14 protein-coding genes are annotated in these 14,302 nt (G+C 42.3%); 5 read left to right on the plus strand and 9 right to left on the minus strand.

Features of this window, described 5'->3' with window-relative positions; all coding sequences use genetic code 11:
• Positions 1-154 precede the first annotated feature (154 nt).
• Positions 155-1,567: a family 43 glycosylhydrolase gene (locus L1272_RS23180; RefSeq protein ID WP_054554317.1), complete on the plus strand. Its 1,413-nt coding sequence runs from the start codon at positions 155-157 to the stop codon at positions 1,565-1,567.
• A 32-nt stretch (positions 1,568-1,599) separates the two neighbouring features.
• Here the strand turns inward: L1272_RS23180 and L1272_RS02105 are convergent, their stop codons facing one another.
• Together L1272_RS02105 and L1272_RS02110 are read right to left on the minus strand one after the other, a co-directional pair.
• Complete coding sequence (locus L1272_RS02105; protein ID WP_054554316.1) at positions 1,600-2,349, minus strand: RIO1 family regulatory kinase/ATPase domain-containing protein; 750 nt, start codon at positions 2,347-2,349, stop codon at positions 1,600-1,602.
• An 86-nt stretch (positions 2,350-2,435) separates the two neighbouring features.
• Positions 2,436-2,900: a MarR family winged helix-turn-helix transcriptional regulator gene (locus L1272_RS02110; RefSeq protein WP_054554315.1), complete on the minus strand. Its 465-nt coding sequence runs from the start codon at positions 2,898-2,900 to the stop codon at positions 2,436-2,438.
• 127 nt (positions 2,901-3,027) lie between these two features.
• On the opposite strand from L1272_RS02110, the gene L1272_RS02115 reads away from it, so the two are divergent.
• From L1272_RS02115 to L1272_RS02125, 3 genes are read left to right on the plus strand one after another with little or no spacing between them, the layout of a single operon-like run.
• Positions 3,028-4,179 carry a hypothetical protein gene (locus L1272_RS02115; RefSeq protein ID WP_199530094.1) on the plus strand — a complete coding sequence of 384 codons (1,152 nt, stop codon included), beginning with the start codon at positions 3,028-3,030 and terminating at the stop codon, positions 4,177-4,179.
• Between the two features lie 48 nt (positions 4,180-4,227).
• Positions 4,228-5,118 (plus strand): dienelactone hydrolase family protein, encoded by an 891-nt coding sequence (locus tag L1272_RS02120; RefSeq protein WP_199530093.1) that lies wholly within the window; start codon positions 4,228-4,230, stop codon positions 5,116-5,118.
• 48 nt (positions 5,119-5,166) lie between these two features.
• The gene (locus L1272_RS02125; protein ID WP_054554312.1) at positions 5,167-5,382 is read left to right on the plus strand and encodes a hypothetical protein; all 216 of its coding nucleotides are present in this window, start codon (positions 5,167-5,169) and stop codon (positions 5,380-5,382) included.
• Between the two features lie 75 nt (positions 5,383-5,457).
• On the opposite strand, the gene L1272_RS02130 is transcribed toward L1272_RS02125, so the two are convergent.
• The 7 genes from L1272_RS02130 to L1272_RS02160 form a co-directional block, all read right to left on the minus strand.
• Complete coding sequence (locus tag L1272_RS02130; protein ID WP_138600250.1) at positions 5,458-6,165, minus strand: TorF family putative porin; 708 nt, start codon at positions 6,163-6,165, stop codon at positions 5,458-5,460.
• 11 nt (positions 6,166-6,176) lie between these two features.
• Positions 6,177-7,394 (minus strand): choline transporter, encoded by a 1,218-nt coding sequence (locus tag L1272_RS02135; protein ID WP_054554310.1) that lies wholly within the window; start codon positions 7,392-7,394, stop codon positions 6,177-6,179.
• 129 nt (positions 7,395-7,523) lie between these two features.
• Positions 7,524-9,194, minus strand: coding sequence for a choline dehydrogenase (gene betA, locus L1272_RS02140; RefSeq protein WP_194442601.1), 1,671 nt, complete (start codon positions 9,192-9,194; stop codon positions 7,524-7,526).
• A complete protein-coding gene (betB, locus tag L1272_RS02145; protein ID WP_054554308.1) occupies positions 9,194-10,657 on the minus strand; it encodes a betaine-aldehyde dehydrogenase in 1,464 nt (487 codons plus the stop codon). The genes betA and betB overlap by 1 nt, the downstream gene beginning before the upstream one ends.
• Position 10,658: 1 nt before the next feature.
• Entirely contained in the window at positions 10,659-11,249 is a 591-nt protein-coding gene (betI, locus tag L1272_RS02150) for a transcriptional regulator BetI (RefSeq protein ID WP_235372632.1), read from the minus strand.
• Between the two features lie 293 nt (positions 11,250-11,542).
• Positions 11,543-12,010, minus strand: a complete 468-nt coding sequence (locus L1272_RS02155; protein WP_054554306.1) for a nuclear transport factor 2 family protein — start codon at positions 12,008-12,010, stop codon at positions 11,543-11,545.
• An 88-nt stretch (positions 12,011-12,098) separates the two neighbouring features.
• Positions 12,099-13,280 (minus strand): MFS transporter, encoded by a 1,182-nt coding sequence (locus tag L1272_RS02160; protein WP_054554305.1) that lies wholly within the window; start codon positions 13,278-13,280, stop codon positions 12,099-12,101.
• A 110-nt stretch (positions 13,281-13,390) separates the two neighbouring features.
• Here L1272_RS02160 and L1272_RS02165 point away from each other — a divergent pair, with 110 nt between their 5' ends.
• Positions 13,391-14,278, plus strand: a complete 888-nt coding sequence (locus L1272_RS02165) for a LysR substrate-binding domain-containing protein (protein WP_194442603.1) — start codon at positions 13,391-13,393, stop codon at positions 14,276-14,278.
• Positions 14,279-14,302: the final 24 nt, after the last annotated feature.

Consider the following 14,302-nt stretch of genomic DNA (forward strand, 5'->3'; position numbering starts at 1 on the left):
TTTTACCATTAACCTTCACAAAGGTAATAATATAATAAAGTATTATAAATGGTTTTCATTTGCACCATTACTCTTAATTAATTGGTGTTGATCAAAACTCATCCAAGGAGCAGAACACACAAGGAAAGCTCAATAACAATGATTTGGAGACAAAATGATACTTTCAAAAAAAGCCCTAGCTGCACTCAGCTTGGCAGCAACACTCATACTGCCCAATGCTTATGCGATTGATAATGGCGTATACACCATTAAATCAAAGTACAGTGCTAAATTTGTTGAAGTAGCCAGCGCGCAAACCAACGATGGTGCGAATGTTAGTCAGTGGGCTGACACTAATCACGACACCCAGCGCTGGTTAATCACTAACATAGGTGGCAGCAACTATTCGGTTATTAACTTAAACAGTGGTAAAGCCCTCGAAGTGTTTGACTTCTCGACTGCTGATGGCGGTAATGTGGTGCAATATGAGTATGCTGATGTTGCCAGCCAACACTGGCAAATTAATGATGAAGGTAGCGGCTATTACAGCTTCATTAACGATCACAGTGGTAAGGCACTCGACCTTTATGCTTTTGATGGCAACGATGGCGCAAATATTAGCCAGTGGAGCTACAACGGCAGCGATGCACAGCAGTGGCAGCTAACCAAGCTTGCTAATGTTGAATCAACCCCTTGGGATCCATCCACAACCAATGGCGCAGCAGATCACTGGCCACTTACTGGTAATTTAGTCACCCACGATCCTACCCTTGGCTATGAAAATGGCACTTGGTGGGTTTTTCAAACAGGCCCTGGTATCTACGGTAAATATTCAAGTAACGGTGTAGATTGGAATGATGCGCAACCGATTTTCTCAAATGGTTTAAGCTGGTGGAGCAACTATGTGCCAGATCATGATGGAATTGATGTCTGGGCGCCTGAATTAAAAAGCTACAATGGTCGTAGCTGGCTTTATTATTCGATTTCGACCTTTGGTTCACGTGTTAGCGCTATTGGCCTTACATCAGCAAGCAGTGTAGCAGCCGGTGATTGGCGTGATGATGGTTTAGTCATTAACACGACCAATAGCAATAATTATAACGCCATTGACCCTGATCTTGTGGTGGCAAAAGATGGTGCACCTTGGCTTGCCTTTGGTTCATGGAATTCGGGTATTAAACTAACGCGTATTAACCCAATGACCATGAAACCATTTGGTCAAATCTACTCTTTAGCAAGTCGCTCTGGTGGCATCGAAGCGCCTACCATAGTGTATCGCCAAGGCTATTACTATTTGTTTGTTTCAGTTGGCAAATGCTGTGATGGCACGAATAGTACTTACCGTATTGCATATGGTCGCTCTAGTGACATTCGCGGCCCATACCTAGATAAAAATGGCACCGACATGCTAGCTAGCGGCGGTAGCATTCTAGATGCGGGTAACAGCCAATGGGTAGGTCCAGGGGGACAAGACATTTTAAATACCGATGTGATTGTTCGTCATGCCTATGATGCAGGTGACAATGGCACCCCTAAATTGCTCATCAGCACCCTGAATTGGGATGCAAACGGTTGGCCTAAATACTAGTTCTCCCCACTAAGCGCGTGCAAGCGCGCTTTTTACAATCTATCTAATATACTGCGAACAAATTCAGAATTAAGAATCTGAGTAACTGCTCCGCTACACCACAAATAGGCACGTTGAATCGGATAACCTTTAAAAATCCAACGCTTACGCACATGATTAAAGTCATGCAAATAATCCGCCTTTGCTTGCGGTAACGAGTCTTTGGCTAACTTCTGCCACGCCTTATAAACCCCACTCATATCGGCACCACGCATAAAACGCTGTAACCAGCGCGGAAAGCGTGCAAAGCGAATCGCTGACTGAAAATCAATAATATAAGGCTTGCCATCTTTTGAACAAATCACATTTCCCAAATTACGTAAATCCAGATGCACCACCCCGCGGCGATGCATTTTTGCTACCAAACGCTCAAACTCTTTAAAGAAATCACCCGGTAAATGCTGCTGTTGCAAGGCAAGCTGGCGAAGTGGCGTGCCTTCAATAAAATCATAAGCGATGGCAATTGATGACAAACGACAAAAGTTATCGACCACTCCGTCTACGTCTTGCAGGCGTGCCAGCCCCTTGTACTCTTGATTGATAAATAGCGGCGCGATGGTTTTTCTCACCCACCACGGGCTGTGCTGAAAGTCTTTAATAATTAGATCAAATTGCGCGTCTTTATAACGATAAACAATGGCATTGGCAAAGCGGCCTGTGTGAACAACCGACAAACCTTCTGGGCTAAATTGATGAGCTGGAAATTGAGCGTGAAGCTGCGCAAGCAAAGATGATTCAAACATAACAACCCGGACTTGTTAAAATTAAATGCCTAGGCAACTATATTATCAAAATGCATCTACAGCGACAATGTACCGCTTAGAGAAATTTATGCTTTTAAATTATGAATTGCTCTAAATAGTAAGCTTGCGAGTTGCTTTTGCTCATCATCAGAGAAGCCTGTGAGTGCTTTGCGATAGATATCATTTACAGTGGGTAAAATTTCCGGGTAGAGCTGTTGGCCTTTTTCTGTGAGGCATAAAAGAGTTGAACGGCGATCTTCAACTGACTGCTTCTTAGCAACTAAGCCCTTGTCTTCTAAACGAGAAAGTAATCGACTCATGGCACCACGGTCATACACCATGTGCTCACAAAGCTCAGCCAAGGTATTTACTTTACCGCGTGCAAGTAGCACAACCACGATGTACTGAGCCGAGGTTAGCTCTTTATCCTCTAACGCATTATCAAGATGAGTCACCAGATTTGAACGTAAATAAGAGACTAAGCGACCTAAGTCTTGCACGGGATCTAAATCTTCAATACAGCACTGGCCAATTGATGCAGGTTCTTTCATATTTCCTCTAAAGCGATGAATAGCAATTCATAGACAGTTAATCGGCAAAATAATTCAATCCTATTAGATTGCTTCAACGGCTATGAATAGTGTAGCGTGAAGAAACGTACTAACTGTCGGGGGCGTTATGCTAACTAAACAACATATTATCAAGTATTTATCTCTTACAATACTGCTACTTCTTTGTTGGCTAGAGCATTATAACCATTTCATTATGCGCTTTATCGACAGCGCCCTTGTACAATCAACCCTAGTGTATGCTTCATCTCGTACAGTTAATGCTGCTATATCGCTATTGCAATCAGCCGAAGTGGGCATTGGTATTGCCAGTATTCAACCTGCACAACTACTCGACCCAGTAAATGACCTAGCTGAATACATGTCGGATGCTATGCGCCTTGCAATAGGCTCGTTATTTTTACAGCGCATTTTATACACCATTTCTTCTGGGGTTATTTTTAGTGGTGTTTTTACTGTTTCGGTCGTCGCTTACTTTATCTGTGAATGGCGTAACTATTTACCTAACTTACGTCATAAGATTATGGCAAGCCTGATTTTAATTCGCTTTTTAGTGCCTGCGGTGGTGCTGACAACAGGCCTCGTCAGCCAGATATTCTTAGATGAGCAAATTAACCAGCAAAGTGAGCTGGTGAGCGAGAAAGTCGAGACAGTGAATAGCAGTGCAAATAATACCTCGGCCTTATCTGCCAAGCTAAAGGCCGAGGTCGATAGTGAAAAACAAACCATCTTCGACAAGCTCTCTATATTAAATGAGCAGCAGATTAAGAACCACCAGCAAGCGACAGAACTCAAAGTTAAGCTAACAGAGGTCGATACCCAAATAGAAGCGATTCAAGCAACTCGCAGCTTGTCTGAGCGACTGACCTTTACTGAGCTTGAACAAGCCAAGCCATTACTTGATAAAAAGCAGCAATTAACAGCGCAGTTTAATGCGGTACTAAACCAGCAAAGACAGCTGAACCTAGACAAAGACGCCTTAAACGAACAACTAGAAAACTTAAATGCATCACTTAACCAAGACCAATCATCGCAAGTGAGCAAAATTATCGATACCGTCACCTCTGGCATTAGCAACATGGTGGCAGCCGTCGAAGACTTATTCATCGACTTTTTGAATATCTTGTCTCTACTAATTTTAAAGCTGTTATTAATGCCGCTAATATTTTTATACCTATTTAACAAAGCCTTTAAGGCTATTTGGCAGCGCCGCTTTATGGATATGGTAATACAAACAAAGCAACTGGCTGTTAATCGCTGATATTTCAGCTAAAGTTATAAACCTAACTCGTTTTTAAAGGATATAAGTATGACTGAGCAACGCCACAATCACATTCCCCAAGAAGCTTTCGATTGGTACGATGAATACGCCCATGGCTTGATGGACCGCCGTACCTTTATGAAAAAGCTAGGTGGCTTAGTCGCCCTTGGTTATTCAATGGCAATGCTAAGTAGCGCTTTACTGCCAAACTACGCATTAGCTGAGCAAGTGTCCTTTAATGACCCTGATATCAAAGCCAGCTATAAAACCTTTGACTCGTTTAAAGGTCACGGCGAAGGTAAAGGTTATTTAGTCGAACCTGCTAATTTAACGGGTAAGCACCCATTAGTGTTAGTGATCCACGAAAACAGAGGCTTAAACCCTTATATTAAAGATGTTGCTCGTCGCCTTGCCAAAGCTGGATTTATTGCCTTTGCGCCAGATGCATTACACCCTCTTGGTGGCTACCCTGGCAATGACGATGAAGGTCGCGCCATGCAGCGCTCTATGGATAAAGAAAAAATCCAACAAGACTTTATTGCCGCAGCTGAATACATAAAAAGACACCCAAATAGTAATGGCAAACTCGGTGCGGTAGGCTTTTGCTTTGGTGGTTATATGGTTAACTACCTAGCAGCCGTTGATAGCAAACTAATCAATGCGGGCGTGCCCTATTACGGCACTCCAGCCGTTAAAGAACTCAGACAAAATATCAAAGCCCCGCTACTTGTACACTTAGCTGAATTTGATAAACGCGTTAATGCAACGTGGCCAGAATACGAGAGCGACTTAAAAGCACATCAAGTGCCTTACACTATGCATATGCATGAACAGGCAAATCATGGTTTTCATAACGACTCTACCTCTCGTTATGATGAAAAACAGGCGGAGCTGTCGTGGCAGCGCACATTGGCGTTTTTCAATGAGCAATTGATTTAAACAGAGCAATTTCATACACTCTCGAAAAAATTTTAGGCTAGAAAAGAGATGGAATCGCAAGTCAGTTATCGCTTTGACTCACAGCAAACCGCCAATCGGTTTTTAAACAAGCTTAAGCATTGGTCAGTGGCTAAGGTCACTGCGAGTCTTTGCCAAGGTGGTTATGGCGTGAAAATACGTTACGAAGTCGATAATAGTGGCTTTGATTACACCCTTGCAGAGCTTGATGATTTAGCGATGCAACACGAAGGCGAAGAGATTTAATACCCATATTCTAAGCATAAAAAAACGGCTAACAAAGGTTAGCCGTTTTATTAAAGCCGTACTATAAAACGCTACTTATAAATCAAAGCTACGTGAAATAGACGCGACAATACGCTCGTCTGCGGTATCCCAGTCTAGGCTGGTATTTTCGCCAGCAAGCTCAAAATCAAAACCTGCAAAGCTTGTTTGATAGGCTAAACGATAATGGTTGTATGACTTGTCATTACCATCCCAAGCAAACTTATTGCCATCTAATGAGTTAGATACATCAAAACTGGCACGAATTGCATGATTTGGGGCAATTTCAAAGGTATGCGCAAGCATAGAAATTACATGTCCAGCATCGGTACCGAAATAATCCCAAGCGTACCAAAAGTTAAGTTCTGTGAAACCCAGACTATTGGTGTAACCAAACTTTGCATAAGTCTCAAAATAATTACCGTCGCTTGAGTAATCTTCACCATGGTAAGAGTAATAAGCAATACCATAATCAACACTAAGGGCATCGTTTATCTCAACATAATTACCAAAATAAGCATCCCACTCAATGTCAGTACCTTCACCAAAATCTACATTTGAAGCCCAAGTACCTACATACATGCCTGAATCGGCAAAGGCGTAATCTAAACTACCTTGAATTGCAGGATCATTCTGAGTCTGGCTTACACCATTGAAGGTGTAATCTGATGCCAATGTAACCGTAGTCGATAAGTCAGCCATGGCTGATGTCGATAGTAATGCCAATGGCAACGCTGCTGCTAATACTGTTTGTCTTGTTGTCATGTTGGTTTCCCCTAGCTAACTGTTTCTATTTTTGTGTAATCTAATTTATTGTCTTTTGGTGAGCCTTCGATATTTTTCACTGTTTTTAACTTGCTGTAGCCAATAAACGCAGCACAGCCGAAAAATAATGCAATAACGAGCGCACCAACCCATTGGATCTGTAAAAAGTCGAACTTAAACAGCAGGGTTAACAATGAAAGCGCCACCACATTTAAGGCAATATAATTAAATTTACCTAAACGTTTCACCGTTAAGTTTAGGTTATCTGTGTATAAACGGATCAAAGAATCAAGTGAGTTGATCACAAACACCACACCAACAAACACCATAGCGATGTTTTTCAGGCCTGCTGTTGCAATACCCGCTTCATGGTATTGATACAAAACACTAAACCAGATAGCGATTGGAATAGACGGGAAAATCAACATAGCTGCCAGCACTTGGTAAGTTTTTAAACCACCCACAAAGCGCGAAGTAAATTGACCAATCATAATGCTCCAAGCAAACCACCAAAACAGGTAGAAGGCATGGTAATCATTTAGTGGTAATACAAACTCATTAATGTTGCCAAAGTAGCTGCCAATTAACGCAAGATTATCAACAAATGCTGATGTTTGTGCATCAGAACCCACAAAGGCACCGAACCACATAAATGCGATTAAAGCGATAAACAACCAAGTAGTAGAAATACTTAAAAAGCGTACATACTTAATGTCTGTGCTCGAATACACAGCAAAACAAATCGCTGCAAACACCATTAAGTAGAATGTCGGAATAATTGACTCACCATCACCAAGCGACGGCAAATACCAAGGTAAATTCGACAGCAGTAAAAATGCAGTAAATGCGCATGTACCAATAATAACGATGTTATTTATTAGTTTTACCCAAGCAATTTCAAAAAATTTTACTTTGGGTTCTATTACACAGAAATAAAAGCACGTAAGGAAATAAAATCCCCAGATCAAGAAGCCCCAAAAACCAAACTCGATGGCTAATGGATTGGCAAACGCATACTCTGGGCTTGCTTTTATGTCTGCATAACCTGCAAACTCTGTCAGTGGAAACATAATCAAGCCAACATCTAGGCCCGATGTAAATAAAATTGCAATGAACGTAAACGTTCTAACCGGTGTGACGCCAACACACCTTACCGTACCCCATTTAAATAAAATAACCGCAATTGCTAACAGGGTAAAAATGATGCCAGCACTAAGCCAAAAGGTCATAGTTACCCCCCCAAAATAAGTAATAATACTTCATTGTTTCTCCAGTTTTATTCCTCGCATTAACGCATCACAAACAACTCGTGATGCGCGCCACTGCAAGCCCCACAGCCGAAACTGCGGGTGGCCTTATTAGATCTCCGAACTACGCTGCGTTGATTGCCATTGTTTTTCCATAGCAACATCTGCAGTTGATGCCGATAACACAGGCTTACCTAAGATGTGGTCCGCCGCTTTTTCTGCCACCATAATGGTTGGCGCATTTAAATTACCGTTTGGAACGGTTGGGAAAATAGATGAATCTACAACCCGTAAACCTTCGATACCGTGCACTTGAGTTTGCGAGTTAACCACGGCCATCTCGTCTTCACCCATCTTGCACGAACATGACGGATGGTAAGCACTCTCAACCGCTTGACGAACAAACGCATCTATTTCTTCATCGCTTTGAACATCTTTACCGGGTTGAATTTCACCATCGCGATACTCATCAAACGCACTTTGCTCAATAATCTCGCGAGTTAGACGTACACAAGCTCTAAAGCCTTCAATGTCATCTTGATGCTGTAAGTAGTTAAATTGGATCTTTGGCGCAACCTGAGGATCCGCCGACTTAATCGTTACTGCACCACGGCTTTTTGGTTTGTTATGCCCAACATGAACTTGGAAGCCATGACCATCAAAGGCACTTTTACCGTCATAACGAATGGCAGCTGGTAAAAAGTGATACTGAATATCTGGCCATTCAACACCCGGTTTTGAGCGAATAAATGCACATGATTCAAAATGGTTCGTCGCCCCTAAACCTGAGCGATTTAATAACCAACGAGCACCAATTAGCCCTTTTGAAACAAGGCCTAATTTTCCGTTTAAAGTAATTGGTTGCTTACACTTATATTGGAAGTAAAACTCCAAGTGATCTTGTAAGTTTTGGCCAACACCTGGTAAGTGATGTTTAACCTCAACCCCCGCTTCGCTCAGGATGTCTTTATCACCAATACCTGATAATTGCAGAATATGCGGTGAACCAATTGGGCCCGCACTTAAAATAACGTCTTTTGCTGCAAATGCCTGCTGCTTAGAGCCAGACACTGAAAACTCAACACCAACGGCTTTTTTGCCTTCGAGCAATACTTTTTCAGCTAAAGCACCGGTGATTAGCGTTAGGTTTTTACGTGACTTAACTGGGTCTAAATACTCACGGCTAGCAGAGCTTCTTACGCCATCTTTAACTGTCATATGCATTGGCCCAAAACCTTCTTGCTGGGCTGCATTGTAGTCATCAGTTTGCGCATAACCTGCTTGTTGGCCCGCTTTGATAAAGGCTTTATAAAGCGGGTTAGCCATTTCATTACCGTTATTAACCCCTAATGGGCCGTTATCGCCACGGTAACTGTTACCACCTAAGTAGAATGATTCAGCACGTTTAAAGTACGGTAAGCATGCTTGGTAATCCCAGCCCTTAGCGCCGTGTTGCTGCCATTCATCAAAATCTTTGGCATGACCACGTACATACACCATGCCGTTAATCGATGATGAGCCACCTAACACCTTACCTCGTGGGCAGTGCATTTGACGGTTATCTAAATACGGCTCTGGCTCGGTATGAAATTGCCATGCATATTTGTCAGTATTCATTGGGATTGATAGCGCGGTAGGCATCTTTATAAAAATGCTTTTATCACTACCGCCCGTTTCAAGTAATAACACCTTATTAGAAGGGTCTGCTGATAGTCGGTTTGCCAACACGCAGCCTGCTGAGCCAGCACCGACTATGATGTAATCATAGTTCTGTGTACTCATTAAAATGGACTCTCTATATTGCTCATACCCACATAAATCGATTTAGTTTGGGTATAGTGATCTAAGGTTTCGATACCGTTTTCACGGCCGATTCCTGATTGCTTATAACCACCTACTGGCATTTCTGCAGGTGAATTACCATAGCTGTTTATCCAACAAATACCGGCTTGTAATTGATGGATCACGCGGTGTGCACGCTGAATATCTTTAGTGAACACGCCTGCGGCTAAGCCAAGGTGGGTATCGTTTGCACGCTGAATAACGTCATCTTCATCATCAAACACCAACACGCTCATTACCGGGCCAAAGATCTCTTCTTTAACTATGGTCATGTCGTCTTTACAGTCGACAAAAACGGTCGGTTCAACAAAGTAACCGTTTGGTGCAGATGCAGGTGACAGAGCCTTACCACCTGTTAGCAAGGTTGCGCCTTCTTGAATACCTTTATCGATATAGCCAAGTACAAGCTCTTGGTGTTTTTTAGAGATAAGCGCCCCTAAATTCACCTCCGGATCCATTGGGTCGCCAGCAATAATATTTTGCTCAGTGCGTGTTTTCAGCTCATCAATAAACTGCTGATAAACATTTTTATGCACATAAATGCGCGTACAGTTAGTGCAAATTTCGCCTTGCGTATAAAAATTACCTAACATTGCCGCACTAACAGCTTGTGATACATCGGCATCATCAAATACTAATAACGGTGACTTACCACCAAGCTCCATGGTCACATCTTTAAGTGAACCAGCAGCGCTTGCCATTACTTTTTTGCCTGTGCCTACTTCACCAGTGAAAGACACTTTTTCAATATTTGGGTTTGCTGTTAACCATTGCCCTACTTCAGCAGCGCCTTGCACAACGTTGAATACGCCAGCAGGTACACCCGCTTCGATGAAAATCTCTGCAAGTTTAATTGCACCAAGAGGTGTTTCTTCAGAAGGTTTGAAAATAACCGCATTACCCGCAGCCAGTGCTGGGCCTGATTTCCAACACGCAATTTGCAGTGGATAGTTCCATGCACCAATACCTGCACAAATACCTAAAGGCTCTTTACGTGTGTAGTAAAAGTCATTGCCAACCATTTGTTGCTGACCCACTTGTGCAGGCGCAAGACCAGCAAAATATTCGATAACATCGGCGCCTGTTTCAACATCGACACACTCGGCTTCTTGCCAAGGCTTCCCCGTATCAAGTACTTCTACTTTTGCCAGTTCATCGTTACGTTCGCGTAAGATTGCCACGGCTTTTAATAAAATACGGCTACGCTCAATTGGCGTCATTGCAGACCATGCTGCAAACCCTTGTTTTGCGCTTTCGATTGCCGCGTTTTGAATAAACTCATCAGCGATTTCAACGTGATAAATCACTTCATCCGTTGCAGGGTTCTTAACCGCAAAGGTATCGCCAGTTTGATTCTTTAAAAAATGGCCATTAATAAAATTTTCGTAAACAGGTGTGGTCATTTTAGGCTCCATACTGTTTTATCAGTGAACGAATGTAGTCTTTAGCTAATTGCTCACAATGTTCGAATTGATCTTGGTCTGACTTACTTAATACAGCTCTTAGCCATAAACCATCGATCATGGCTGCACTTAACTCAGCGGCTAAGTTGGCATCACTATCGCTCATTAACTGTTTGAATGAGCTTAATAAGTTACTAAATAAACGTTTACTATTTACGTTTTGTAAGCGATGCAACTGGACGTCGTGCATTGAATGCGCCCAAAAGCTCAACCAAGTTTTGGTGTTATTGCTTTGCTGCTGAATGCGCGAAAAGTTTGCTTCAACGATAAACATTAATCGTTGCTCTGGGCTGGTCTGCGGCGTTACTTGGTTCATCAGAGCTTGCTTTAAGCTGGTCAATAAATAACGCACAGTGGCTTCAATTAAGCCCTGCTTACCACCAAAATAATGACTGATAATGCCAGACGATAAGCCCGCCTTTTTACTAATGCTATTTATGGTGGTGCCTTGCAAACCAAGCTCTGCAACCGACTCTATTGTGGCGTCAATTAACTGCTGACGACGAACAGGTTCCATTCCAACTTTCGGCATAATTTTTTATTGATTGAACGTTCAATTAAAATAAAGATTAAGGTAATGAGCATGGCAATTCAAGGTTGACAAATTGTAAACAACCGCAAAGCTACACTCGTAAGTTAAGCTAACCCACTGTTCTTACGTTTATTATCCGATATATAAAAAAGTTTTAAATTTATTCAAAATAAAGCCTAAAAAGTATGAATTTAGGCTAAAATGCGGAAAAAAGAGAAAATTTATTGCAGGCGTATTTTTAATAAAAAAGCGCTTATAAAAGCGCTCATATTAGGCTAAAAGTTAAGCGAGGCTCATTCGTGGTATTTACGAATAACCGCTATCTTGCCATCTTCGATTTCGAGCACATCCATAATGGTTTGCGTGTATTCAATTTCTTGCTGGTTTTGCGGGTGTATACCTTTAGCATGATGGGTATAACGCAAGGCAATGGCAGAATCATTAAAAATAAAGGTATCGAGTAAGTTTGCTTGGTATTCAGTGTGCGCACCAAGGTAAAAAGTCATGCCTTTGCGCATCATCGCTTTGCCATCTGGCTCTCTTGAATCATCTGTTTGATAAGGTAAATGTTGGTTTGCTACATCATCAGTTAATAAAGCTAAAAAAGCTTCTAGCTCTTTGTTGGTAGCATTAGGTGCTTGTGTTGCAACCATGGTATTAAAGTACTGCTGTGCTAATGCTGTGAGCTCTGGGTTAGCTTGCTTTGCTTGGCTAGTAAATGTGCTTAACAGGCAAATAGCTAGAAAATAAAGGTGCTTCATCGTTATTCCTTGTGGTTTTAGTTATTGACTAATAATCAAACTACGCACCTAAAATAACGACAAAGCCCCGAACTATCAATATATTAGTTTAAGCTGTTTGTGGCCTTGGGGTCTCGCGTTTATCTAAATAACCGCTGTATCGTGTTGCAATTAACGCCGCTAGACTAATGATAGCACCAATCCAAGCAGTGTCTTGCAATGAGTAGTTTTCAACAACAACACCACCTAACACTGAGCCCAGCGCAATACCGATATTAAACGCTGCAATGTTTAACCCTGAGGCAACATCGACAGCATTCGGTGTGAACTTTTCGGCAAGTTTAACCACATAGACTTGCAGCCCAGGCACATTACCAAACGCAAATGCCCCCCATACAAGTATGGTCAGTACCGCAGCGACTTTAGATTGCATGGTAAAGGTCAGCACTAACAGCACAATACTCAAAGCACTAAAGATAATGGTCAGCGCACTAATCGGGCCTTTTTTATCAGCTAACTTACCGCCGTAGATATTGCCAACAGCAACCGATACCCCATATACCAGCATAATTAAGCTAATGGTGGCTGATGCAAATCCAGTTTGCTGCTCTAAAATTGGCGCTAAATAAGTAAAGGCAGTAAATGTGCCGCCATAACCAAGTATGGTCATCAAGTACACCAGTAAAAGCCTAGGTTGCACCATTACTTTTAGCTGCTCACTCAAAGTAGCTGGTTTACTTTGCTTTAAGTTGCTCGGAATTAAAAACGCGCTACCAATCAGTGCAATTAAACCCAGTAAAGACACCACTAAAAAGGTCGCTCGCCAACCAAAGTGCTGACCAATCCACGTTCCTAATGGCACACCGGTTACTAATGCAACCGTTAAACCGGTAAACATAATCGCAATGGCACTAGCTTCTTTATCTTTACTGACAAGCCCAGTAGCGATGGTTGAACCAATTGAGAAAAACACCCCATGGGCAAGGCCTGTTAGAATCCTTGCGGTGATCAAGCTACCATAACTAGGTGCTTGCCAAGCCAGTAAATTACCGATTACAAATAGGCTCATTAAGCTAAGTAATACATGTTTTCGATTCCAGCGTCCGGTAAGCGCAGTTAATACTGGCGCCCCCACCGCAACCCCTAATGCGTACAAGCTAACAAGTAGCCCGGCACTCGGTAACGAAACCGCTAAATCATCAGCGATGGTTGGCACTAAGCCGACAATCACAAACTCAGTGGTGCCTATGGCAAACGCACTGAGAGTTAATGCAAGTAATGCTATTGGCATCACATATCCTCTATTTAATTTTGAAAGTGCAGCTATTGTGGCTAAAATTAAATTTGCAAAAAATAGCAGTAGTGACAAAATACTTTTGTCAAAAATGAAAAGGTAAAACCATGAGCGTGATCTTCAACACCCAAGATTTAGAAGCATTTATTAGCGTGGTTGATACCGGCGGCTTCTCAAGTGCAGCCAATGCCTTAGATGAGCAAGTAGCAAAAATATCACGGGCGGTAACTCGGCTTGAAAAATCATTAAACGTTACCTTATTCAACCGCACCACAAGACGTATTGAGCTGACCGAAGAAGGTCAGTTATTTTTAGGCTATGCTAGAGAAGCACTCAGTCAGCTAGCACAAGGCGAAGAAGCCTTAAAGCTTCTACACTGCGCCCCTTCAGGAAAATTAAGAGTCGATGCCGCAAGTCCTTTTGTGTTTCACCAATTAGCACCACATTTAAAAGCCTTTAACCAAGCTTATCCTGACATAAAACTTGAGATCACCAGCCACGACAACATTATCGATTTGCTTGAGCATAAAACCGATATTGCTATTCGTATTGGTGAGCTTGCTGACTCAAACTTGCATGCGCGCACTTTGGGAGTCAGTAAATTACAGCTCGTTGCCAGCCCTAATTATTTAAAAGCAGCACCGCCATTAAATGAGCTAACCGACTTAGCCTCACACCAGCTTATTGGTTTTACCGACGCGCCGCATTTAAATCACTGGCCGCTAACCACACCTTTAGACCTTAAATTTTCAATCAGTGCATCAAGCGGTGAAACTGTGCGCCAACTTTGTATTCAAGGTCATGGCATTTCCTTGTTGTCGGAATTTATGATCAACGAAGATTTAAAAGCAGGCCGTTTAGTTAAAGTGCTCGAAGGCGAAGTACTGAGCCCTAATCGTCGCGAAAAAGTGCATGCGGTGTATTATCAAAACAGCGGTGTGTCATCACGAGTATTAGCGTTTTTAGACTTTATAGCACCCAGGTTAACGCTGTAGTTTTTTTGCACTTTTAACAAAAGT

This window comes from Pseudoalteromonas sp. PAST1 (assembly GCF_021532515.1).
Lineage (GTDB): Bacteria > Pseudomonadota > Gammaproteobacteria > Enterobacterales > Alteromonadaceae > Pseudoalteromonas > Pseudoalteromonas simplex.